This is a genomic window from Rhizorhapis suberifaciens (assembly GCF_014200045.1).
Taxonomy (GTDB): domain Bacteria; phylum Pseudomonadota; class Alphaproteobacteria; order Sphingomonadales; family Sphingomonadaceae; genus Rhizorhapis; species Rhizorhapis suberifaciens.
This window is the reverse complement of sequence record NZ_JACHOV010000007.1, coordinates 145,738-170,354: the sequence shown is the minus strand read 5'-3', so window position 1 is coordinate 170,354 and position 24,617 is coordinate 145,738. Positions and strand designations below refer to the sequence as shown.

General features: G+C 60.2%; 17 protein-coding genes. 10 read left to right on the top strand and 7 right to left on the bottom strand.

The window, feature by feature from the left end; all coding sequences use genetic code 11:
- Positions 1-3: 3 nt before the first annotated feature.
- The 3 genes from HNQ99_RS10545 (at position 4) to HNQ99_RS10535 (ending at position 7,927) form a co-directional block, all read left to right on the top strand.
- On the top strand, positions 4-1,956 hold the full coding sequence (locus HNQ99_RS10545) for a heme-binding protein (protein ID WP_184475657.1): 1,953 nt from the start codon (positions 4-6) through the stop codon (positions 1,954-1,956).
- Between the two features lie 113 nt (positions 1,957-2,069).
- Positions 2,070-3,848: a hypothetical protein gene (locus tag HNQ99_RS10540; RefSeq protein WP_246414905.1), complete on the top strand. Its 1,779-nt coding sequence runs from the start codon at positions 2,070-2,072 to the stop codon at positions 3,846-3,848.
- A complete protein-coding gene (locus tag HNQ99_RS10535; protein WP_184475608.1) occupies positions 3,848-7,927 on the top strand; it encodes a hypothetical protein in 4,080 nt (1,359 codons plus the stop codon). The genes HNQ99_RS10540 and HNQ99_RS10535 overlap by 1 nt, the downstream gene beginning before the upstream one ends.
- 7 nt (positions 7,928-7,934) lie before the next feature.
- Here HNQ99_RS10535 and HNQ99_RS10530 read toward each other — a convergent pair whose 3' ends face one another.
- A complete protein-coding gene (locus tag HNQ99_RS10530; protein WP_184475607.1) occupies positions 7,935-8,399 on the bottom strand; it encodes a DUF192 domain-containing protein in 465 nt (154 codons plus the stop codon).
- A 183-nt stretch (positions 8,400-8,582) separates the two neighbouring features.
- On the opposite strand from HNQ99_RS10530, the gene HNQ99_RS10525 reads away from it, so the two are divergent.
- Entirely contained in the window at positions 8,583-9,890 is a 1,308-nt protein-coding gene (locus HNQ99_RS10525) for a methyltransferase family protein (RefSeq protein WP_184475606.1), read from the top strand.
- Between the two features lie 101 nt (positions 9,891-9,991).
- On the opposite strand, the gene HNQ99_RS10520 is transcribed toward HNQ99_RS10525, so the two are convergent.
- The gene (locus tag HNQ99_RS10520; RefSeq protein ID WP_184475605.1) at positions 9,992-11,365 is read right to left on the bottom strand and encodes a glutamate--cysteine ligase; all 1,374 of its coding nucleotides are present in this window, start codon (positions 11,363-11,365) and stop codon (positions 9,992-9,994) included.
- Positions 11,366-11,460: 95 nt separating this feature from the next.
- Entirely contained in the window at positions 11,461-12,204 is a 744-nt protein-coding gene (locus tag HNQ99_RS10515) for a 16S rRNA (uracil(1498)-N(3))-methyltransferase (protein WP_184475604.1), read from the bottom strand.
- Positions 12,205-12,319: 115 nt separating this feature from the next.
- Between HNQ99_RS10515 and ubiA the strand changes: the two genes are divergently transcribed.
- Positions 12,320-13,237, top strand: a complete 918-nt coding sequence (gene ubiA, locus HNQ99_RS10510; RefSeq protein ID WP_184475603.1) for a 4-hydroxybenzoate octaprenyltransferase — start codon at positions 12,320-12,322, stop codon at positions 13,235-13,237.
- A gap of 215 nt (positions 13,238-13,452) precedes the next feature.
- Positions 13,453-14,472, top strand: coding sequence for a right-handed parallel beta-helix repeat-containing protein (locus HNQ99_RS10505; RefSeq protein ID WP_184475602.1), 1,020 nt, complete (start codon positions 13,453-13,455; stop codon positions 14,470-14,472).
- Positions 14,473-14,506: 34 nt separating this feature from the next.
- Here HNQ99_RS10505 and HNQ99_RS10500 read toward each other — a convergent pair whose 3' ends face one another.
- From HNQ99_RS10500 to HNQ99_RS10485, 4 genes are all read right to left on the bottom strand, one after another.
- A complete protein-coding gene (locus HNQ99_RS10500; protein ID WP_184475601.1) occupies positions 14,507-17,947 on the bottom strand; it encodes a chromosome segregation SMC family protein in 3,441 nt (1,146 codons plus the stop codon).
- A gap of 98 nt (positions 17,948-18,045) precedes the next feature.
- The gene (locus tag HNQ99_RS10495; RefSeq protein WP_184475600.1) at positions 18,046-18,789 is read right to left on the bottom strand and encodes a DsbA family protein; all 744 of its coding nucleotides are present in this window, start codon (positions 18,787-18,789) and stop codon (positions 18,046-18,048) included.
- Between the two features lie 49 nt (positions 18,790-18,838).
- The gene (locus tag HNQ99_RS10490; protein ID WP_221232656.1) at positions 18,839-19,510 is read right to left on the bottom strand and encodes a DsbA family protein; all 672 of its coding nucleotides are present in this window, start codon (positions 19,508-19,510) and stop codon (positions 18,839-18,841) included.
- A gap of 20 nt (positions 19,511-19,530) precedes the next feature.
- A complete protein-coding gene (locus HNQ99_RS10485; RefSeq protein ID WP_184475599.1) occupies positions 19,531-20,055 on the bottom strand; it encodes a DUF721 domain-containing protein in 525 nt (174 codons plus the stop codon).
- 91 nt (positions 20,056-20,146) lie between these two features.
- On the opposite strand from HNQ99_RS10485, the gene HNQ99_RS10480 reads away from it, so the two are divergent.
- The 4 genes from HNQ99_RS10480 (at position 20,147) to rpoN (ending at position 24,576) form a co-directional block, all read left to right on the top strand.
- On the top strand, positions 20,147-21,178 hold the full coding sequence (locus tag HNQ99_RS10480) for an A/G-specific adenine glycosylase (protein ID WP_184475598.1): 1,032 nt from the start codon (positions 20,147-20,149) through the stop codon (positions 21,176-21,178).
- Positions 21,175-22,056, top strand: coding sequence for an NAD(+) diphosphatase (gene nudC / locus HNQ99_RS10475; protein WP_184475597.1), 882 nt, complete (start codon positions 21,175-21,177; stop codon positions 22,054-22,056). The genes HNQ99_RS10480 and nudC overlap by 4 nt, the downstream gene beginning before the upstream one ends.
- A 174-nt stretch (positions 22,057-22,230) precedes the next feature.
- Positions 22,231-23,010, top strand: coding sequence for an LPS export ABC transporter ATP-binding protein (lptB, locus tag HNQ99_RS10470; protein ID WP_184475596.1), 780 nt, complete (start codon positions 22,231-22,233; stop codon positions 23,008-23,010).
- A 45-nt stretch (positions 23,011-23,055) separates the two neighbouring features.
- Positions 23,056-24,576: an RNA polymerase factor sigma-54 gene (gene rpoN / locus HNQ99_RS10465; RefSeq protein ID WP_184475595.1), complete on the top strand. Its 1,521-nt coding sequence runs from the start codon at positions 23,056-23,058 to the stop codon at positions 24,574-24,576.
- The last annotated feature ends 41 nt before the right edge of the window (positions 24,577-24,617 follow it).

The window sequence follows — 24,617 nt, the reverse complement described above, 5'->3', positions numbered from 1 at the left end:
AAAATGAGCAACTTTGCAGGACAGAAAGCGGTCAGGGGTTGGCTGACCTCCTTCCTCGCCGGCGCGGCCTTGGTCCTTTCCTCTTGTGGTGGAGAGGGGTCGGAAGGCGGCGGCGGTTCGCCTGCGCCCACCCCCACGACGTCTCAACTCTATACCGTACCGGCGCAGGAAGCGCTTTCCATTGCCGATGTTGAACAGGTCCTTGCCAACTCCGCCGCTGAGGCCCTGGCGCGCAATCTGCCCGCCGTCATTGCAGTGACTGACCGGGTAGGAAATGTGCTCGCCGTGTTCCGCATGCCGGGCGCGGCCGCGACAGCGACGGCCAGCGCTGCCCCCAATGGCGTAAACATGGACGTGCAGAACGTCTCTTTCCCCGCAGAGGCCGGGGCAATCGCCAAGGCAATAACCGGCGCTTATTTGTCCAGCGGCGGCAATGCCTTTTCCACGCGTACCGCCAGCATGATCCTGCAGGAACATTTCCCGCCAGCCCCAGGGACGGTTGGGCTTGAAAGCGGCCCCTTGTTCGGTGTGCAGTTCAGTCAACTTCCCTGCTCTGATCTTGCCACCCGCTATATCAGCAGTGGCGCGGGCGCTTTGATTGGGCCCAAGCGCTCGCCGCTCGGCCTTGCGGGTGATCCGGGCGGGTTTCCGCTTTACAAGAATGGCGTGTTGGTGGGCGGCATTGGCGTGATGGCCGATGGCGATTATGGCATCGACCGTAATGTGACCGATGTTGACAGTGACGCCGAAGAGTTCATCGCGCTTGCAGGAACATTGGGCTTTGAAGCGCCGGAGACCATCCGAGCCAATCATATTACCGTCGACGGTACATCGCTGCGCTATTCCGATGCGAGCTATTCGGGCCTGACGAGCAATGGTAATGCCAGTTATGCGGCAACATCCGGGTCCCTGGTGGCGGTCACCGGTTATTTCGGCAGCCCTGCGCCGGCCATAGCCGCTGGCACTCCTTATGGTAGTGAAGCCTCGGGCGTACGCGCCTCGACGTCCGCCGAATTCGGCGACCGCGACGCCTTTGTTCTGACCGACGGTATGGGAAGCAATCGCTATCCCATTCGCGCAGGAACGGATGCAGTGGCCCAGCCGCTCTCGGCAGCAGAGGTGCGGGCGGTGCTTGAAGAGGCGTTCGGAGTCATGGGTCGGGCGCGGGCCCAAATCCGTCAGCCGCTAGACAGCCGAGCTCAGGTCAGCATTTCCATTGTCGACACTAATGGAGCCGTGTTGGGTATCATCCGTTCACCCGACGCTCCCATTTTTGGCATTGACGTGTCGCTACAAAAAGCGCGCACGGCGGCCTTTTTTTCCGGGCCCAATGCGGCAAGCGACCTACTGGCCAATCCCAGCAGCGATGTGCAGGGCTTCGTACAGGCGACGCGGACTTTCCTTGACGATCAGACCGCGCTGACCGGGACCTACGCCTTTTCGGACCGGGCGGGTGGCAACCTTTCCCGCCCCTATTTCCCGGATGGAGAAGTAGGCCAACCGCACGGGCCGCTTTCCCGTCCCATCGCACAGTTCAATCCATTTTCGACCGGCCTGCAGTCGGCGCTCATTATTGGCAATTTGGGCGCGCACCTCGATTATGTCGCAGGCGCGAGCGCGACCGACACGCCGCAAGCCTGTACGGCGACGCCAGGGCAGAACCGGTTGGCCAATGGCATTCAGATCTTTCCGGGTTCAGTCCCGATTTATCGCGGCAACCAGCTCGTGGGCGCGATCGGCGTGTCGGGCGACGGCATCGACCAGGACGACATGATCAGTTTTCTTGGCACCCATGAAGGTGGAATTCGAGTGGGCGACATCGGCAATGCGCCAATGGGAATCCGGGCGGATCAGATCGTGGTCGATGTGGGCGCGGGCGTTCGACTGCGTTACATCAATTGTCCCTTCGCGCCTTTTATCGGCACCTCCCAGCAGAATGTGTGTGAGGGGCTGTGACCATATTGATACTATCCGCTCTGGCTTTAGCGGCGGCTCAAGGGAGCACTGACCCCGTCACCGTTCCCGTCGAGCGGAGTAGAGACACATTCGCGCCGGACCAACGGCAGGAAATGTCGGCTGAAACAGTTTTGGTTGATGGCGAGCAACCACCCCAAAGCAAGGCCGACGACGCCTTGATCGAAGGGCGCATGCGTCCAGGTCGGCAACGTTCCCTGCCCGAGCGGGTAACGCAGGAAAATGAAGGGGCGGTGCGTCCGCCGCCTCCCGAAGCCTTTCCAACAGACCAATTTCCCATCCCCGACCGCTGGCGTCTCATAGAATCGCTGGGGCTGGTGAAGGAGCGCTGGTTCGATCCCTATAACCAGAACACGCTAAAGGGCGACCGCCCGATCGACCGCGCGAAGGTCCCCTGGCTGTCAATCAAAGGCGATGACTGGTTTCTGGTCGTGAACGCTGTGTCCGACACAGTGATTGAGCCGCGTACTTTTCCCATTCCTGTAGGCGTTCAGACGACAGAGCGCCCCGGGAGCCTGGACGTATTTGGCAAAGATGCGAGCTATGTGCTCTCGCAAACTTTCATCGGCGGTGTCGCGCTGATCAAGGGGGCGACCGCCTTCAAGCCCCCGGAGATCGAGTACCGGCTGACGCTCGCATACAATATCAATCATGTGAACGTGCCGGAACGGCGGGTGCTTTCGGTCAAGCCATCCAGACCCAGCCACCGGACCGACCACTTTCTGGGCGTGCAGGAAGCGTTTATCGACTATCACCTGCGCAACACGTCCGACCGCTATGATTTTGAGTCCATCCGTGTGGGGATTCAGCCGTTTCAAAGCGACTTTCGTGGCTTCCTGTTCAACGATCAGCAGCTTGGCATCCGCTTTTTCGGCAATCGCGACAATAACCGTTTTCAGTTCAATCTGGCGGCTTTCTGGCGGCTGGAGAAAGACACCAACAGCGGACTCAACAGCATTGTTCAGCGCCCCCGCGACGATTTGGTCTTCATCGCCAATCTATACCGGCAGGACCTTCCTTTTCCCGGCCTCACCAGCCAGCTGACGGCAGTCTATAACCGCAATCGCGAGGGTGGCGAGATCGAGGTCGATGATAACGGCTTTCCGGTTCGTCCCGCGCTGCTGGGGGATCTTCGGGGCCGCGACTATGACGTTCTGTATTTGGGCTACAATGCCGATGGCCGGGTGGGGCGCGTCAATGTCACCGGAGCGATCTATGGCGCGCTGGGCAAGGACCGGAACAGCTTCTTCACCAGTGAAGAGGCGAAAATCCGCGCATTCTTCGCGGCCGCTGAACTCAGCTATGACCATGATTGGATGCGTTTCCGCGCCTCGGGCCTCTATGCCAGCGGCGACAGCGATCCCCATGACGACACGGAAGGTGGCTTCGACGCCATTTTCGAGAACCCGATCTTTGCCGGTGCGGATACAAGCTATTGGATCCGGCAGACGATCCCCTTCGCTGGCGGAGGGCGCGCTATCAGCATCAATGGCCGCAATGGCATTTTGAACAGTCTGCGCTCGTCCAAAGAGCAGGGACAAAGCAATTTCAATAACCCGGGTACAATTCTGCTGGGGGCCGGGGCCGACTTCGATTTGACCCCTGCCTTGCGGCTTTCGGGCAATGCCAATCATCTCTGGTTTGAAAATACAGCGGTGCTCCAGGCGCTGCGTAATGAAGGCAGCATTCCAGGCGACATCGGCTGGGACCTTTCCGCCGCCGCGATCTGGCGGCCCAAAGCGACGCAGAACATCGTCTTTCGGCTATCCGCCGCCACACTGATCGCGGGTGACGGTTTTCGGGACCTTTTCGACAATCAGGAGGGGAACGGCGCTTATTATTCGATCCTCGCCAACGCGATTGTGAGTTTCTGATGGGGGTTGGACGTCCCCCTTTCCTCGTCATTCCCGCGGAGGCGGGAATCCATCTCCGGACCTCGCGTCTGTGGAGAAGGCAGGAGATAGATTCCCGCCTCCACGAGTGGGGATGGGCGAGGTTAGCGTTTCTCCTCGCCCTCTTCCTCCTCATCCCCCTCACCGCCACTTTCGCCAGCGACGACGAAAAGCCGGTTCAGCGCACCTATGCCGTCACTCCGCCCGCGCCAATGAGCCAAACCGACGAGGATGTCGCGGTAAAATCGTCCGGCTGCTACAGCTGTCATGTTCAGACCGACCAGCCGAGCATGCACGCCACCCCTGCCGTAAAGCTGGGCTGCGTCGATTGTCATGGCGGTAATGCGGCAGTCAAAGGCGACGCCGACCTGCCGCATGACCATCCCGCCTATGTGGCTGCACGCGACAAGGCGCATGTGCTGCCCAAATATCCCGAAAGCTGGCACTTTCCGTCTTCGGCCAATCCGAAACGCAGCTATGCCCTGCTCAACAAGGAAGCGCCCGAATATATACGCTTCATCAATCCCGGCGATTACCGCGTCGCGCGGGAAGCATGCGGCGCCTGCCATATCGAAACCATTGAAGCCGCCGAACGGTCGTTAATGGCATCGGGCGCGATGCTTTGGGGCGGCGCTGCTTATAATAATGGCATCGTTCCGTTCAAAAACTACATCTTTGGCGAGGCCTACACAAAAGAGGGAGAGGCGGCGAAGATCATATCTCCAGGAACGCCGCCCGGAACCCTAACCGATGAACAGAAGAAACGCGGTGCGTTGGCCGAACTTTATCCGCTTCCTACCTGGCAGGTTATTCCGCCCGGCGATATTTTCCGGGTGTTCGAGCGCGGCGGACGTAACATCAACACGCAATTTCCCGAGATCGGGCTGCCAAATCCCACGGGCTCGATCCAACGGCTGGAGGAGCCGGGCCGCCCGGATTTGAAGCAGTCCAACCGTGGGCCAGGAACCGGCCTGCGCGTGGCTATTCCGGTGCTCAACATTCACAAGACGCGGCTCAACGATCCCTTTACCTGGTTCATGGGGACCAATGACCAGCCGGGCGACTATCGCCATTCGGGCTGCACCTCCTGCCATGTGATTTACGCCAATGATCGGGAGCCCCGGCATAGCCTGATCTATGCGCAATATGGCCGCGATGGTCAGACGATCACTATCGATCCCACCATCAAGGACAAGATGGAGGGCGGGCAGGACGATGGTCATGGCGGAGGCCACGGAGCGTTGAAACAGCCCGGCATAAGGGAGCGAGGCCACCCCTTGCGTCACGCATTTACCCGCGCAATCCCGACCAGCCAGTGCATGAACTGCCATATGCACCAGCCCAATATCTTCCTGAACAGCTATCTGGGCTACACCATGTGGGACTATGAGTCCGACGCGCAGCATATGTGGCCGGAAAAGCAGAAATATCCGACCGCCGAGGAAGTCCACAAGGTCCTGGAGCGCAATCCGGAAGGTGCGGCTCCACGCGGCAAATGGGCGGACGTCGATTTCTTGCGCGATGTGTATGACCTCAACCCAAAGCTGAAAGATACGCAATTCGCGGACTATCATGGTCATGGGTGGAATTTCCGGGCGATCCTGAAACGGGATCGTGAGGGCAATCTGCTCGATGCCGACGGCAAGGTCGTCGCCAATGACGATCCGGAAAAATGGCGCAAGGCGGACGAGGGCAAGTTCGTGCCGCCCGGTGTCAACCCCGGCAAAACCGTGCACATGATGGACATTCACGCGGAAAAGGGCCTGCAATGCGCCGACTGCCATTTCGCGCAGGATAGTCATGGCAATGGCCTCATCTATGGCGAAGTGGCCAATGCGGTCGAGATTGGATGCAAGGACTGTCATGGGACGGCGGACGCCTATCCCACATTGCTGACCTCTGGCCCCGCCGCGCGGCCGCAGGGCAACAATCTTGCCTTGCTTCGTAACGCCGATGGCAAAAGGCGCTTCGAATGGATTTATGACGGCGCAGGCAACCGCAAGCTGATCCAGCGTTCTATCGTCGATCCGAATCTGGAATGGGAAGTCAGCCTCGTTAAGGACAGCGTGACGAAAGGAAATCCGCACTTTAATGCCAAGGCTGCACGGGCGAAGCTGATGAGCCGGTCAAGCGCGGAGAACGGCGTTTATGCCTTCGGTCCCGGCGTGACAAAGGTTGACCGCGCCCACAAGGATGAGGAGATGGCCTGCTTCACCTGCCATCTCAGTTGGACCACGAGCTGTGGCGGTTGTCACTTGCCCATCGAGGCAAACTGGAAGACAAAGACCCACCATTATGACGGGGAGGAAACCCGCAATTTCGCAACCTACAACCCACAGGTAGCGCGCGAGGACATGTTCCAGCTTGGGCGTCACATGACCACCAAGGGCAACCAGATCGCTCCGGTCCGCTCGACCTCCGCGCTGGTGCTTTCCTCGACCAATATCAACCGAGAGCGCATCTATATCCAACAGCCGCCCATCAGCGGCATTGGCTTTTCGAGTCAAGCGTTTGCTCCCCATTTCCCTCACACCGTGCGCAAGACCGAAACGAAGCAGTGCAGCGACTGCCATCTTAGCGAAGACAATGACAATAACGCGATCATGGCGCAGTTGCTGTTGCTCGGCACGAACTATGTGAACTTCGTCGGTTTGCATGCCTGGACTGGGCTTGAAGGCGGCTTTGAAGCGGTCCGGGTCACTGAATGGGAAGAGCCGCAGGCGGTGATCGGCTCCTACCTTCAGAAATATGCCTATCCCGATTATTGGAAGCTGCATGTCGATCAGAATAAGCGGGAGCTGAAGAACTGGGTGCGTGGCAAACGGTTCGACAAGAAGCTGTCTGGCGAAACGCAGCCGCTGGAGGAATTCGCCAATATCACGCAAGGCACGAAGGGCCGGGTCGGCTGCCTGCAATTACGCGGCGAATATATGTTCGCTGCCGAGGGCAAAGGCGGCTTCCGCGTCTATGACGTGGCTTCGGTCGCCAATAAGGGCTTTTCAGAACGGATCGTTTCCGCCCCCTTCTCTGCCCTGGGTCATGACACCCGCGTGAAGACGAAGAACGCCACCTGTATGGCGCTCGCCACCAATCAGCCGATCAATCCGCTGCGCAGTACGCCGGAACTGCGCAAAATTAATCAGGAGCAGCCTTTCCACCCCATCTATAACTATGCTGTCATCACCGACAGCGAGGAAGGCTTGATCCTCGTCAATATCAACACCATGGCCGACGGCGACTTCGGCAATAATTTCCTTGGGCGGGCGCTGACCTGGAATGAGGGTGGGGTGCTGAACGGCGCGCGGCACATCACGCTTGCCGGTCATTATGCCTATATTACGGCGGCCAAGGGACTGGTGGTGGTTGACCTCGACGATCCTCTCAAGCCTCGCATTACGGCCGTGCGTCCTCTGGAGGATGCACGGGCGTCGGCGCTTCAGTTCCGCTATCTCTGGATAACCGACAGGAACGGCGTGAACTTGTTCGACGTGACACGGATGGACAATCCGGTCGCGGTTTCCTCTGGGGCCATTCCGCTGGCCAATGCTCAACGCCTCTATCTCGCCCGGACCTATGCCTATGTGGCGGCGAAGCAGGACGGGCTGGCGATCATCAATATCACCAACCCCGCGGCACCCAGCATTTATGCGAAGGAGACATTCGGCGGCCTGATGAATGATGTCGAGGATGTGATAGTGGGAAGTACTAACGCCTCGCTCTTCGCCTATGTAGCCGATGGGCGGAATGGCCTTAAAGTTTTGCAGCTTACCAGCCCTGACAGCCAGCCCAATTTCTATGGCTTCTCTCCCGCGCCGAAGCCGGAGCTGATCGCCTGGGCGAGAACGCCAAGTCCCGCCGTGTCGCTCTCAAAGGGCTTGGATCGCGATCGCGCCGTGGACGAGACAGGCGGGCAGATGGCGGTGTTCGGACGTCTTGGCTCGCGGCCCTTTACCCGGCCGGAAATGGAGCGATTGTTCCTCAACTCGCGCGGCGTGCCGTACAAGGTTCGGGACGAGGTGGACATGAACGGATGGCGGCCGCCGATGCTATTGCCGCAATAGCCGGGGGTCAACGGGCAGTCCACCTAACCTTGTCGTCTTCCTTGATGCCCAATTCGGCGGCGCGTCCTCCGGCGATTTCAAGCACGGCGCTGTTCATCTGGCCAGCCGACACGGGAGTGAGGGAATAAGGCTCGGCATTGGCGGCGATATGAGCGATGGTGCCGTCCGGCCTGATGAAGATCATGTCGAGCGGAATGACTGTGTTCTTCATCCAGAAACTTGCAACCTGAGGCGGATCGAATGGGAAGAGCATGCCGCCCATGGGGGGCAATTGTTTGCGGAACATGAGGCCTTTCGCCTGCTCGTCAGGGGTGCGGGCGAGTTCCACTTGGAAGCGGTGAACTTTGGCGCCCGAATGGATGGTGAGCAGGATGGTCCCGCTTTCGTCCATAATGCGCTGCGGCTCTTTGTCGGCGGGTTTGTCCGCGCTGCACGCAGCAAGTAGGGCGAGGCTGATAAGAAACAAGCGCATGGATAATCCTGAAAATCGGCAGCGAGCCTTCACAAATTAGCATTATTGAATGCCGAGGTTGAACAGATTATTGATGGCCGGACAGGGAAATTGCGCTCCCACTTTCGACTAACTTGCGCGCATTCGCCACGAGGTCGACGGCTTTTCACCGCTTGCTTACCCTTTTCCGTTAAGGGCGACATCATGGACGTGACACCACCGAATGAATCCGCCGCTTGCCCGCCATCCGCCGTAAGCCATGGTGCAGGTGTGGTGGGCCTTATCGGCCTGATGCTCTGGATAGCCTTTGCGCTTCATTTGGGAATGGACGGGCCCTATGCCGGGATGGCTGGCGTGTTTGCCTGTGGCATGCCGATGGTGCTTTGGTCGCTGTTAGTAGACAAGGTGCATTTGCGGCCCTCCACGGGAATTGACTGGAAGGCGCGGAGGCCGCTTCGGGAGACTCTGGACATAAGCTTGGTGAAGCTCGCCGGGCTATGGGCGACTTGGGCGGGGCTGGCGATCCTCTATTGCTTGGCGCGCTGGTACTGGGATGGCGGCTATCTGTTCGCGATGGAGATGTTCGCAGGCGCTGCGCCATGGCTGTTCGGGCTGTCCATTCCCTATGTGATCTGGTTGGACCGTCACATGATCGAGCCGCGAGATGGCACCTATGCTTTTGGACAATTGGTCGTGGGAGCGGCAGGAAAACCGGAGCGTGCGGAGGTGGAGAACCATTTGCGCAGTTGGCTGGTGAAGGGGTTCTTCCTGGCCTTCATGCTATCGATCGTGCCGGGAAACTTTGCCGATATGGTGCATGCCGGCTTCGGCAATGTACTGGCGGGGCCAGTTGAACTGGCGCGGTTCCTGATCGCGCTGATGTTCGTCGTGGACGTCGCCTTCGCGACCGTGGGCTATATGCTGACCATGAAGCCCCTCGACGCACATATAAGGACGGCAAATCCGCATATCGCCGGTTGGGTGGCGGCGCTTATCTGCTATCCACCCTTCGTTCTCATGAACAATGGCGGGCCGCTTGATTATCATTCGGGGACGCAGGATTGGGCCTGGTGGTTTGCGGGGCACCCCCTCATCCTGTGGATGCTGGGCGGGGTACTTGTGGCGCTGACGGCGATCTACGCCTGGGCCACTGTGGCATTCGGTCTGCGCTTTTCAAACCTTACCCATCGCGGAATTTTGACGCACGGGCCCTATCGGTGGAGCAAGCATCCTGCCTATCTGTCCAAGAACCTGTTCTGGTGGTTGTCGACCTTGCCCTTTCTGGTGAGCAATGGGAGTCTGACCGACATGGTTCGGAACACAGCGCTGCTGGGGGTGGTGGGGGGCGTCTATTACTGGCGCGCACGGACCGAGGAGCGGCATTTGCTGTCGGATCCGGATTATCGCGCCTACGCCGAGTGGATGGAGCGGAATGGCGTCGTGCCGAGGGCAATCGCCTGGATGACGGGAGGCAAGAAAAGAGCTGCTGGGGAACTACAGGCGGCGGAATAAAGCGTTGCGCCTTAAATGAGATCATCCCCGTTCGTGTCAGGCTAAACGCTCGATGCTCTGGAAAAGTTTTAGGACCGGTGTTCGCGCAGGAGCACGGCCTTTCAAAAGCTCTCTTCCTCATAGACCTTGCTGACATCGCCTTGCCATGCGCCGTGATAATGGTCGAGCAAGCGCTCTGCGGGAACTTTGCCGGAAGCGACAATCTCCTGCAAGGAATCGAGATAGCCGGTTTCATTGTCGCCCGACCCGTTGAGGCGCGCGCGGGCGGCAAGGCCGCCGGCAGAAATTCCCAGTATCTCTCCAGCAATGTGCCTGAGAGTGCGACCACCCGGAATGGGCGCGTCGAGAGCCAGGCGCGGGACGTTGTCGCGCAATGACTGGCGTTCTTCCATGCTCCAGCCTTTGACTACATCCCATGCGGCGTCCAGCGCAGCGTGATTATATAGGAGGCCGACCCAGAAAGCGGGAAGCGCACAGATACGGCTCCAAGGCCCACCATCTGCGCCGCGCATTTCGAGGAAGGTCTTCAGGCGCACCTCCGGAAAAGCGGTGGACAAGTGATCGGTCCAATCGCTGAGGCGGGGGCGTTCACCGGGCAGGGCGGGAAGCTCGCCTTTCAGAAAGTCGCGAAAGCTCTGGCCGGCAGCGTCGATATATTTGCCGTCCCGATAAACGAAGTACATCGGCACATCTAGGGCATAGTCAGCATAGCGTTCGTAACCGAAGCCATCCTCAAAAACAAAGGGCAGCATCCCGGTGCGATGTGGATCGGTGTCGGACCAGATATGACTGCGGTAGGAAAGGAACCCATTGGGCTTGCCCTCCATGAAGGGGCTGTTGGCGAACAGAGCCGTCGCCAACGGTTGAAGCGCAAGAGAGGTGCGAAACATCTTCGCCATCATCGCTTCGCTGCAATAATCCAAATTTACCTGTATGGTGCAGGTACGCAGCATCATGTCGAGGCCCATCGACCCGACGCGGGGCATATGGCGGAGCATGATGTCATAGCGGCCCTTGGGCATCACCGGCAGCTCTTCGCGGGTCTTGTCAGGCCACATCCCCAGACCCAAAAAGCCCAGCCCCAGCATGTCCCCGACATATTTCACCTGTTCCAGGTGACGGCCGGTTTCTGCGCAGGTCTGATGCAGATTGTCGAGTGGTGCTCCGGAAAGTTCCAACTGGCCAGCGGGTTCAAGGCTGATCGTGCCGTCAGGGCCTGAAAGCGCGATGATATTCTCGCCTTCCAGAACCGGACTCCAGCCATAGCGAGTGAGGCCGACCAATAATGTATGAATGCCGCCCTTCTCTTCATAGGAGGGGGCGTGGTGATCCTTCCGTGCATATACGAACTTTTCGTGCTCGGTGCCGATTCTCCACTTTTCCGGGGATTTTTCGCCGCTCGCGAACAGGGCGACCAGTTGGTCGCGGGTTTCGATGACAGGATCAGTCCCACCAGATTCTGTGCGCGTGCTCATGTTGGGCCTTTAACGGCTTGCCCCTTATCCGCCAATATAAAAGTTCCATTCGGAACCGGTACAGTTAGCATAATTTAATAACCAAATCCGGCGCTTCACCAGTCGCCCGATTGTGCCATCCAGATGGATGTCGCAGCGATAGCCGCCGTTTCGGCACGCAGTATGCGGGGACCCAGAGTTACCGCCACGGCGGCGGGATGAGCCCGGATTGCTGCGCGTTCTTCTTCGTCGAAGCCGCCTTCAGGGCCTATGAGAAAGGCGGCGGGACCTTTTCGATCAGCCAGCGCCTCGGCCATCGGCGTGCCCCCTTGTTCGTCGGCGAAGAAAAGGTGGCGGCCTTGCGGCCATTGCCGCAACAAGTCGGAAAGCTTCACCATCTCCGCGAGCTGCGGAAGCGCAGTGCGTCCGCATTGCTCGGCGGCCTCGACCAGATGCGCCTGCAAACGAGATGAATTGAGCTTGTCCACCACCGCTCTACGCGTGAGCACCGGCTGTAGTTTCGCGACGCCCAATTCGCAGGCCTTTTCGGCGACAAGATCGATGCGCCCCTTTTTGATGGGAGCGGCGCACAGCCAGAAATCCGGCACGGTTTCAAGCGGGCGAGTCTGTTGCAGGACATTGAGCGAAAGATCGCGTTTGCGAATGTTTCGGGCCTCTGCCGCCCATTCGCCGCTGCGATTATCGAAGAGGAGGACTATGTCGCCTTCCTTTACCCGCATGACGGAAATCAGATAATGCGCGGGATTGCCGTCCAAAGCTACGGACACGCCGTCGGCAAGCGGAGCATCGACGTAAAGGCGCGGTGCGCTTTTTGGAGGCCATGCTGGAGTTGCGGGCATCGATCTTCTTCTTTTCCATTCAGGCTGAGCTTATTGAGGCCATCTGCCTTTCGGGAAGCAGCGAAAGGCGGTAGGGCCTGAGAGGCTCGGGAGTAAGCGGGAGCAGGTATAAGGCATGCAGAAGGCTAAACAAGGCGATGCTATAGTCCCGGACACTGAAGCCCGAGGACTGCTCGCCATCCTGCCGCGTGGTTTTCGTCCCTTTGCGTCGCTGGCCCGGTTCGATCGGCCGATCGGCTGGTGGCTGCTATTCTGGCCTGGCGCATGGGCAGTGGCGCTGGCGGGTGGCGCCCTGGCGCGCTGGGACCTGATCCTGTGGCTGCTTCTCGGCAGTATCGCGATGCGGGGTGCGGGCTGCGTCTATAATGATGTCGTCGACCGTGACCTGGATGCCAAAGTGGAGCGGACGCGCAGCCGGCCATTGGCGAGCGGCGCGGTCGCGCTAAAGGCGGCTTGGGCTTGGCTGCTGGCGTTGTGCCTTATCGGCCTTATCGTGCTGGTGCAGCTTTCGCCCTATGCGGCGGTCGTGGCGCTGGCGAGCCTTGCGCCGGTTGCGGCTTATCCCTTCATGAAACGGATCACCTGGTGGCCACAGGCCTGGCTGGGATTGGTGTTCAGCTGGGCTGCGCTTGTGGGCTGGAGCGAAGTGACAGGCGCTCTTACGCCTCCGGGACTGACACTTTACGCCGGATGTATCTGCTGGGTCATTGGCTATGACAGCATCTATGCACTGCAGGACAAGGAGGATGACGCGCTGATCGGCATCAAGTCGAGTGCGCTCCGGATGGGACGGCTGGTGCGTCCCGGCGTGGGCATGTTCTATGCCGGTGCGCTGTTGTTCTGGGCGGCCGCGATCTGGCAGGTGCGGCCCCAAGGGTTGGCGCTCGCCGCGCTCTTGCCAGTGGCGCTGCATTTTGCCTGGCAGGTCCGAACGCTGAGTGAGGACGGGGAGGACCCGCTGGTCAAGTTCCGTTCCAACCGTTTTGCGGGGCTGCTGATGTTCCTGGCCTGTGTGGTGGTGGGAACGGCCTGACTCGGGAAAAGAATGCAAGCAAGCCGAATGCCATAATAACTTATTGAATTTACGCATTAACTTTAACTTATCCAAATTCATCCAAGTTTGTTCTCGGGTAGATCGAGAAAATCGGCGGCTGAAAAGTCGTTACGACATGTAAATGATCGTTGATTCCCGATCTAAACTTCAAGTTTATTGGCGGGGATTTCAACATGATGGCTTTTGGAAAGCATATGTCGTCTTTATTCATAGCAGCATCTATTCCAGCCTTTGTGGCCTGGGCCGGTGTCGAGTCGCATCAGGCTTCCCCAGAATCGAGCCCCTTTACGTTGGAAACGGCGACCCTTGCTCTTGTGCCGACCTCCGGCGCTGCCACTACCACGCAGCTGATGGCAACTACTTCCACGACCAGCACCACCACCGCAGTTACCACGGAAACGCTGCTGAAATCCTTCAACAGTTGGGCCACCGCCCTCATTCAGATGGTCGGGGGCGTCGCCATTCGTATCAAGGGCACGGTGGAAGGTGCGACCGTTGGGCCGGTGCGGATCGAAGGCGCAAAATATGGGCTGTATACGGAAACCGGGGCGATCATCCGGAACCTGACCGTCAAGGATTTCGAAGCGGTCGAGTTACAGCGCGAGGGCATCCGCCTGCGCGGGGACGTGAACCAGGTCGCAATCAGTAATTTCAACATCCGTATGCGTGCGCAGCAACAGGTGTCGCCGGAGCTTCCCATCGGAATTGCGCTCTATGAAGGCAGCAACATCACGATTTCCGATGGCTATATCAGCGGATTTCAGATGGTTACCGTGCCAGGCGCCTACACCAATGGTGACGGTATCGCGACCGAACGGCCCGTCAACAGCCTCCTGATCGAGCGAGTGACGTCGAATGACAACAGCGACGCGGGCTTTGACCTGAAATCCAGCAACACGGTCCTGAATGACACTCATGCCGAGCGCAACAAGCGCAATTACCGGCTTTGGGCGACCGTCACCGCCGGAACGATCTATAGCGGCACACCGCTGGTGAACGCAGAGGCGGCGCATGTGTGGGTAAACACGGGGGCCGCAGTGGTGATCGACAAGCTGGTTGCATCGTCCACTACCACCGCGCCGGTGCTCTATATTGAACCGGACGTCAAAAGCGTGACGGTGAAGTCGTGCGAACTCAATGTACCGGCGGGGACGAAATTCTTCATCGGTGGAAAAAATGCGGTTCTGAGCTTTGGGCCAGGGTGTCAGTTATGAGGAGGTGCATCACCGCCTGCGTTGAAGTGTAACTTTACTCCGCCGCCAGCAACTGTTCCGCCCCGCCTAAGTCCACGGACACCAGGCGGCTGACCCCCTTTTCGATCATGGTGACGCCGAACAGACGATGCATCCGGCTCATCGTGACCGCGTTATGAGTGACGATAAGGTAGCGGGTGCGGGTGTCTTGAACCATCTGGTCGAGCAGGTCGCAAAAGCGCTCGACATTGGCGTCGTCCAGCGGTGCGTCAACCTCGTCCAGAACGCAGATGGGCGCCGGATTGGTGAGAAACAGGCCGAAAATAAGGGCCACGGCGGTCAATGCCTGCTCTCCGCCCGACAGGAGGGTGAGGGAGGCGAGCTTCTTGCCGGGCGGCTGGGCCATGATTTCAAGCCCCGCCTCCAGCGGATCGTCGCTGTCGATCAATTTAAGATGCGCCTGGCCCCCATTGAACAGCGCGGTGAAGAGGCGCTGGAAATGTCCATCCACTGCTTCGAACGCCGCGAGAAGACGCGTCCGGCCTTCGCGGTTGAGACTGCCGATGGAGCCGCGCAGCCGGTGAATGGCCTGGGTGAGTTCCTCACTTTCGGCGCGGCTTTTGGCCTGCTCCGCCTCCAGTTCCGCCAGTTCCTGCGCGGCGACGAGATTGACAGGACCAATGCGCTCGCGGTCCTGGGTCAGCTTGTCGAGTGCATCGGATTCCTCGCTCGCGTCGTTCACATCGGCGCTCTCGAAGCCGAGCTTTTCGGGAAGGACTGGGGCGGGGCATTCGAAGCGCTCGCCGGAGATGCGGCCCATTTCGATGCGGCGCTGCTCCTGATTTTCGGCGCGAGCAACGGCTCCCGCCCGGGCTTCGCGGGCAGCGGCCAGTGCTTCGCCTGCCTGAGCATGTTTCGCCTCGGCTTGGCAAAGGGCTTCTTCCGCGCCTCGTTCGGCCGCCTGTTGCGCTTCGGCGGCCTCCATCAGGGCGTGGCTGCTTTCGTCCAGTTGACGGATGGAGCGGGCGACCGCTTCCGGCTTGCCGTCAAGGGCGTCGCGCTGTTCCGCAATTTGGGCGGCGCGTTTAGCCATGTCTTCCATGCGCCGCGCCGCTTCGCCCGCGCGGGCGCGCCAGGTGCGGACCTCGGACTGAGCAGCGGTCAGGCGATCGCGGTCAGCGCCAAGCGATCGATCGGTTATGGCCTGTTCGGCCTGTAACTGGCTGACCGAGCGCCGGGCCTCTTCCCTCGATTGCTTGAGCGTGGCGACCAGCTCCGCGGTTTCGCTGCCATCAGGGAGGCTGGCCCGAGCGCTCCGGGCGGCTTCGAATTCTGCTTGCGCCGTAGAGTGATCGGTCTGAACCTCGGCCAGGCGAACGCCAAGTTCGTCGCGGCGGCCTTTCAGGCGGTCGAGCTTTCCGGTTGCATCATCTTCGGAGCGGAGGGCATCGCGCAGCATCTGATCAGCGCGTGATAAAGCGGTGCGTCCTCCGGTCAATCTCTCGCTCGCGGCCTGTGCGGCTGCTCCGGCGGCGGCGAGGCCAGCGGCGGCAGCTTCCACCTCTGCTGTGATTGCCGGCCGCGCCGCTTCGATGGCTTCAAGGCGATTGAGGCGGATCAGACGTTCGGCGGCAGCCGCGCCTCCCTCCGTTGCGACATAGCCGTCCCAGCGGCGGAGCTTGCCGTCGAGCGTGGCGAGGCGCTGGCCCACGGCGAGGGGTTGGCCTTTGTCTAGCTCAGCTACGGCAATCTGCGTCAGCCGGCGCGCCAGTTCGACAGGTGCAATGACATGGCTTGCAAGCGGACTGCATCCGGCGGGAAGGGCGGGATCGCCTTTCAGGGGGGATGCGCCCAGCCAATGGCGCTTGCCTTCAGGGCCAATGGCGGCCTCCAGATCATCGCCAAGAGCCGCAGCCAGGGCGCGTTCATAACCAGGCGCAGCCTTGATCCGGTCCAGCGCGCGATTGCGGCCTGCCTCGCTGTCGACGGCTTTTCGGAGCGCGGCCGCTTCGCTGTCCAGCGCGGCTAGGGCAGCCTTGGCGGTGGAGAGGGCCGATTCGGCTATGCTACGGGATTCCGCGGCAATGAAGCGTTCGCTTTCAGCCTCCGCAATGGCAGTTTCCGCCCGTTCCCGTTCGATTCGGGCCTGGTTTTGAAGGGCAAGCGCAGCGTCTCGCGCGGCTTCCAGGGGCTTGGGTTCGGGAAGGCCGGCAAGTTCTTGTTCCAGCCGTTGAACATCGCGTCTCGTTCGGTCGAGGCCAGCTTGGGCGGCGTTTAGGGCAGCCTGGGCCACACGCAGTTCGGCTTGCTCGCTCGCTTGTTTCGCCATCGCCTTGGCAAGGTCGAGTTCGGCATTTCGGGCTGCGCTCTCAGCCTGGGCAATGCGCGCGTCGAAGTCTGGGCGTATGGCTTCGGTTTGCTTGACGCGAGTGGCGATCTGCTCGGCTTCGGCGGTCAGGCGCTCAATCGCTTCGGCCGCATCATGGGCCAGAGAGCCCTCGCGGGCCTTGTCCTCTTCCAGCCGTACAGTCTGAGCGTCGAGGTCAGTGAGGCGCTGGAGAATGGACGCTTCCTCGCTTCTAAGCGCCGAAAGTTTGTGCCCGGCTTCATTTGCGACATCGCGCGCCTTTTGCGCTTCGCTGCGGCGGATGGCTAGCTGCTTCACCGCCTCATTCTGATATGCGGCGGTGGCCTGCTGGGACTCCTGAGCCTGGACGACCAGCGCTTCGGCTCGCTTGGCTTCGGCTCGAGCGGCTTCAGCGGCGGTTGCTGCGTCGCGCCAGCGGGCGTAGATCAAGCGAGCCTCAGCGACGCGGATCTGGTCGGTAAGGCGGCTATAGCGCTCGGCTGCCTTCGCCTGACGACGCAGCGAATTTCCACGATTGTCCATGTCCGCAAGAATGTCGTCGAGGCGGGCGAGATTGGCTTCGGTCGCGCGCAGCTTCTGTTCGGCATCCTTCCGGCGGACGTGGAGCCCTGCGATACCGGCGGCTTCCTCCAGCATCATGCGGCGTTCATTTGGCTTGGCAGCGATTACGGCGGCAATTTTGCCCTGGCTGACGAGGGCGGGGCTGTGCGCGCCGGTCGCGGCATCGGCGAAAATGAGGGCGACGTCCTTGGCGCGGACGTCGCGGCCGTTGGCGCGATAAGCGCTGCCTGCCCCGCGTTCGATGCGGCGCATGATCTCTAGCTCGCCATCCTCACCCACGGGGACCGATCCGGTCAGTTCATGCTGTTCACGTTCGGCGAGGATCGAAACTTCGGCAAAATCGCGCTGTGGACGAGTGGTTGTCCCTGCGAAGATCACATCTTCCATGCCGCCGCCCCGCATGGATTTGGCGCTCGATTCGCCCATGACCCAGCGAATGGCTTCCAGCAAGTTCGACTTGCCGCAGCCATTGGGGCCAACAATGCCGGTAAGACCGGCTTCTATGCGAAGTTCCGCCGGATCGACGAAGCTCTTGAAACCGGCAAGCTTGAGCCGTTTTATCTGCATGGGACCTGCTCCATGCAGCCGCGCCGCAGCCCCCCGAGGGAACTTGGCGCGGCCCGCCTCCCCCTGTTGGGGAGCATTTTTTCGCCCCCCCTAAGCAATCACGCCCCTGCTTCGCGGAGCTTTGCCTCAAGGGCGGGCCAGCTTGAGACGTTGTCGAGCTTTTGTCCGTTCATTAGAAAGGTCGGCGTTCCCTCAATCTGGTATGTCGCCCCTGCCTTTTGGACATTTTCCGCCAGCTTTTCGGCCGACTTACTGTCGGACAGGCATTGTTTTGCCTGATCCTCGCTGACGCCGCGCTGCATGACGAACTCCACGAGGCCGGTGGATTGGCCCAGCTTCACGAAGCGCTCATTGGCAGGGGACTCAAGTGCGGCCTTGTACCCCGCCTCGCCCAGCCCCTGCGCCTTTTCGAATAGGGTCGCCTGATAGCCAAAAAGTTCGTCTGAAAGCGGGAAGAAGGGCTCTGCGCCGCCGCAGCGGGCGAGCAGCGATGCCGTCATGTCGAGCGGATCGCGGATGTAGTTGCGCATTTCGAAGCTTATCTTGCCGCTGTTCACATATTTATCGCGCAGCGTTGGGAAGCCCTTTTCAGCGAATTCGGCGCAGTGACTGCAGGTCAGGGAAGCAAATTCCACTATTTTTATAGGGGCGTTCGGGTTGCCCATGATGAAGCCGCCGTCAGCCGTTGCTTTTACGGTGTCGGCCCAATTGGTCCCCGCAGGAGCGGGAACCGCAGCAATCGGTTTGCCGCTCGGCATGCCTTCAGAAGCGGTGTCCTTGTCGCCACAGGCGGTGAGCGCAAGGGCAAGGGCCAGCGAGGACATTAGGGTTATTTTGTTCATGAGGTAAGCAGGCTCCGGCGATTTCTTCTTCGGTTTTGATGCATCTACTTCAGTTGCGTGCGGGCGGCAATGCGGCTTCCAGCCCCTGCCACTCATGGACTTCGGGCAGTACGCGGCCGTTGACCACGAAACTGGGCGTTCCACCGATCTTGATGCCTTCCCAGGCCTCTTGCGTCATCGCCAGCACCTTTTCACGCGCGGTTGTGTCAGCAAGGCAGGTCTTGAGCTGCGCTTGCTTGAAGCCCCTTTTCCGCATCAGGGCATAGAGCCCGGTGCTGGATGCGATGTCATCAATGGCCTCGTCGATGGTTACAGGGGGACGTTCCTTCGCGTCATAGGCGGTGACCTGCTTCATCCAGGCGGCATAATTTGCGAAAAGCGCGTGGTGATTGCCGAAGAATTTCGTCGGACCGCCGCAGCGGGCGAGGAGCGCGGCGGTAAGGTCGAAGCGGTCCCTTACCGCATTGCGGACCTCTACATTGAGAGCGCCTTTGGAAATCCAGTTCACCTTCAGCGGGGCCTCCGCCTTGTTGGTGAAATCGGCGCAATGGCTGCAGGTGTAGCTGATATATTCGACCAGCCTGGTCTTCGCATCCGGATTGCCGATGACATAGCCGCCAATGGCGGACATGGACGTACGCTTCGTCCAGTCCACTTTTTGCGCGAGGGCTGGGGAGGCGGATAGGGTGAGTGCCAGCGCGGCGAAATTTAATAGCTTCATAATGTCCTGGAGCAGTTAGGTCAGCTAATTTTGGGAGGGCCGCTGGAATTGGCAAGCCCTTGCGCAAGCGACTCGAGCACCGAACGCAATTCGGGGTCGCCGATGCCGCGCAGCCCTTCGCCCAAGTCTATCGGAACCGGCTTCAGCATGCGAGGCGGCGGGCGGCGTTCGGGTTCGCGTCGCTCAATTATGCCTTGGCGCATGGCGACCTTCGCGACCGCGCTATAGCCAAAGAAGCGGTTCACGCGCTCCATAATTTCCGGAAGGACATGCTGCATCATTGGAGCAAAGCCGCTGGCGACGATAAGGTTCAGCGTGCCATCCGATTTCTGCCCGACGGGGAAGCGGATTGATTCGGGAGCAGAAACCTCTGCATATTTGCTGCCGACGATATCGCCCCAGCGGGTGACGATGCTGCTCTGCACGAAACCGAAACGGCGAAAGGCGGCGCGGCCGATATTGGGCACAATATCCGCTATATTGCGGGCGGGGCCGCCGCGCGGGCGCTCTTCTTCCTTTGGAGTCTTTGCTGGGCGCTTCGTCATGACGACTATCATGGCATAGCGGGAGGATGTTGGTCGATGGGTTGATATGCAATTTCTTTTTTCCTCCTTGCCGCGTAGGGCGGGGCTGGAGATGACATGGATCGCATCAAAGCTTCTGGCGCATTATGACCGGCACGCCCGGAAGCTGCCCTGGCGAGCCGCGCCCGGCAGCAACGCGCCGGACCCCTATCGTGTCTGGTTGTCGGAAATCATGTTGCAGCAGACCACCGTCGCGGCGGTAAGGCCTTATTTCGAGAAATTCACCGACCGCTGGACCGATGTGACCGCGCTCTCCAACGCCGATGAGGGGGAGCTGATGGCCGCCTGGGCGGGTCTTGGCTATTATGCGCGGGCGCGGAACCTTCTGGCCTGCGCCCGGACCGTGGTGCGGGAATATGGAGGGCGGTTCCCGTCCAACGAGGCCGAATTGTTGAAACTGCCGGGCATCGGAGCCTATACCGCGGCTGCCATATCGGCCATCGCTTTCGGGCAACGGGCTGTCGTGATCGATGCCAATGTCGAACGCGTCGTGGCAAGGCTTTTTGCCATCGACACGCCATTGCCGCAAGGACGGCCCGAAGTTCACAACGCGGCCGAGCGGATCACGCCCGACGTGCGGGCTGGCGACTTTGCACAGGCAATGATGGACTTGGGTGCAACGGTGTGTTCAGTGCGCAATCCGCTATGCTCCTACTGTCCGTTGAATGAGGAGTGCATGGGCAAGGCCGATCCGTCCGCCTATCCCGTCAAGATAAGGAAAAAGCCGCGGCCGGAACGGGCGGGCTATGTATGGTGGCTTCAGAATGACAATCATGTCTGGCTGGTGCGACGCCCGGGCAAGGGACTATTGGGTGGCATGCGGGCGCTGCCAACGTCGGATTGGAGCGGAGAACCTGCCTATCTCCCGCCGGTGCAAGGCAAGTGGAGCCGTCTTCAACGGTCCGTTTCGCACGTTTTCACGCATTTTGCGCTTAACCTGCAGGTCGAATGGCTGCATGCCGAAAGGGATTGCGTGCTTGGCCAGAGCGGGGAATGGTGGCCAGTCGAGGACATTGGCGCGGCAGGTTTGCCGACGCTATTCGCAAAGGCCGCAAAGGCGGTACTCGACAAGGATATTTCATGAACAATGGGCTGAAGCCGGGATTTGTGGGCGGAGTGCTGGACCGTGCCGATCAGGTGCGGACGGATCCGGAGCGGCTGACGGAGGCGCTGGGGGATCCAAGGGCGCGCTTGCTGGTGCTGGACGGTCTCGATCCTACCTTGGATGATGATGGACGGCTGGTATGGACTTCGCTTCCGGCCGCAGTGGAGGCCGAGGACCTGATTCTGCTGGGCGTGGATGAACAGGGGCCGGCGTTTGCCCGACTTTCCGGAGATGTGCCGGATGCCGCCACTTATGCCCCCCGGATATGGGAATTGGCGCCGTTGCTGAGCCCTGACGCCCTGGCGCTTTACGGTTGCGCGCGTAGCCTCCTCGACTGGCACAAGCGCCATGGTTTCTGCGCGAATTGCGGAACTCCGACAAGGGCCGTGAAAGCGGGATGGTCACGTAGCTGTCCCGGTTGTGAGGCAATGCATTTCCCACGAGTCGATCCTGTTACGATCATGTTGGCCGAACATGACGGAAAGATATTGGTAGGGCGGCAGCCACGCTTTCCGGCGGGCCGCTATTCGGCGCTGGCAGGCTTTGTCGAGCCGGGTGAGACAATCGAGGAAGCCGTCGCCCGCGAATTATGGGAGGAGGCGGGCATTCGTGTTCACAACGTGCGCTATGTCATGAGCCAGCCTTGGCCCTTTCCCTCTTCCCTGATGATTGCGTGCATCGGACAAACCGATGACCCCGCGCTGACGCTGGACCGCACGGAAATTGAGGACGCCATGTGGGTCGATGCTGCGGGGGTACGTGCGGCGCTGGCGGAGGAAGAGGGAGCGCCTTTTGGAGCGCCGCCGCCAATGGCCGTGGCCCATTGGCTGTTGCGGAACTGGCTGGACCAGCAATGAAGACGCGGGCGGTTTGGGATTGAATTCACCCCATTTTCCAACCGTTCTGCAAAGTTTTTAACGCCTTGCCGCTTTCCCCATGCACAAAGCTTGCCAAATCGGCTAGACCAGAGCCTCTCGTTTACGCATGGTTAATGGCCTCTATGCCAGCAAGGGGACTGACAAGGACCGCAAATGAATGATATCGGCATCATTGACAGGCCAGATGCTGCCCTCACCGTACAGGCACAGACCAGCGGTCTGTCCGTCGTGTCGATCGCCAAAAGCTACGACAAGCGGGCGGTACTGAGCGATGTATCGCTCTCGGTGGCGAAGGGCGAGGTTGTCGGCCTGCTGGGCCCGAATGGCGCGGGCAAGACGACCTGCTTCTATTCCATCATGGGATTGGTGAAGCCTGATTCGGGGCGCATCCTGCTGGACGGAGACGACATCACGCCGCTGCCCATGTACCGCCGGGCAATATTAGGCTTGGGTTATCTTCCTCAGGAAACGTCGATTTTCCGCGGCATGACGGTTGAGCAGAACATCATGGCGGTGCTTGAACTAGCCGAACCTGACCGACAGGCGCGCGAGGAGCGGCTGGAGGAATTGCTCGGCGAATTCGGTCTGACCCGCCTTCGTTCCGCCTCCGCCATGGCGCTGTCGGGCGGCGAGCGGCGGCGGTGCGAAATCGCCCGCGCGCTGGCGGCGAGCCCCTCAATCATGCTGCTGGATGAGCCTTTTGCCGGGATCGATCCCATTTCAATCGCGGACATTCGCGATCTGGTCTGCCAGTTGAAAGAACGCGGGATTGGCGTCCTGATTACCGATCATAACGTTCGGGAAACGCTCGACATCGTGGATCGCGCCTGCATCATCTATGACGGCAAGGTGCTGTTCGCGGGCAGTCCGCAGGCGCTGGTCGCCAATGAGGATGTGCGCCGCCTGTATCTGGGCGAAGGTTTCGAGCTGTAAGATGATCGGGGGGGCCACCATCTGTAAAGTGCTGGAGCGACGATAATGGCGCTGGCCCCGCGTCTCGACCTGCGGCAAAGCCAGTCGCTGGTGATGACGCCGCAACTGCAGCAGGCGATCCGTCTGCTTGCGCTGTCGAACCTGGAGATCGAGGCCTATATCGCCGAGGAGCTGGAGAAAAATCCACTGCTCGACGCCGGGGAGAGCCCTGAACAGGCAGAAGTCTCTCCTCCGGCCGATCCGTCGGAAAATCGTCCGGAAATGCCCGAAACGGCATCGACCGACCTGTTGCTGGAGGGCGGCCATGGCGACACGGACAATCCCCTGGACGTGGAATATGACAGTTCCGCTTTTGGTGGTGACAGCGCCGCCGACATGCCGACCCCCTCGGAACGCGGCCTGGGGCTAGGTAGCGGCGATCATGGCAGCGGCGGCTTTGGTGAAGAGGGGCCGGATTTCGACAGCTTTTCGGCGCCGGACATTTCGTTGCACGAACATCTTCTGGCGCAGGCCGGATCGGCGCTGTCCGGTCACCGAATGGTGATCGCGACGCAGCTGATCGGGCAGATCGATGAGGCCGGCTATCTGGAGGCCAACCTTCTGGAAACTGCCTATCGATTGAATGCCCCCCTGCAAGAGGTGGAAGAGGTGCTGGCGGTAATCCAGACGTTCGATCCCACTGGTGTCGGAGCCCGATCGCTGGCCGAGTGCATTGCGCTGCAGGCGAAAGAGGCGGATCGCTATGATCCCGCCATGGCCCGCCTGATCGATAATCTGGAACTGGTGGGGCGGGGGGCGCTACCCCAGTTGAAGCGCATCTGCGGCGTCGATGACGAAGATTTGGCGGACATGATCCGCGAGCTGCGCAGCTATGATCCCAAGCCGGGTCTGCAATATGGGTCGGACGTCAGCCAGGCGGTGGTTCCGGACATTTTCGTATTGGAGCGCGGCGACGGTTGGGGGATTGAAATCAACAGCTCAACCCTTCCGCGCTTGCTCGTGAACCGCAGCTATTATGTGGAGCTGGCAAACGGCCAGCGCGACAGGAATTCCAAGGCTTGGCTGGCCGATTGCCTCGCGAGCGCCAATTGGCTGATCAAGGCGCTTGACCAGCGGCAACGCACGATCATCAAGGTCGCGAGCGAAATAGTGAAGCAGCAGGAAGACTTTTTCCGTCATGGGGTCGCACATCTAAGGCCGCTGACGCTGCGCATGGTGGCCGACGCCATCGAAATGCACGAATCCACGGTCAGCCGGGTGACCAGCAACAAATATCTGTCGTGCGCTCGTGGTCTGTATGAACTGAAATATTTCTTTACCAGCGGCATTCAGAGCAGCGAGGGCGGGGAGGCGGTTTCAGCCGAAGCAGTCAAGAGCCATATCAAGGCGCTGATCGCTGCAGAGAATCCCCGTAAAATCCTGTCCGACGACACGCTGGTGGATATGCTGCGCGAGAAGGGCTTTGATATTGCCCGCCGCACGGTCGCCAAATATCGTGAAGCCATGGGCATTGGTTCTTCCGTGCAGAGGCGCAGGCAAAAGGCTCTTCAAAACCGCGCGGCTTGACTGGGCGCGAGGCTAAAAAAACATGGTTTCTTAGGTATTTA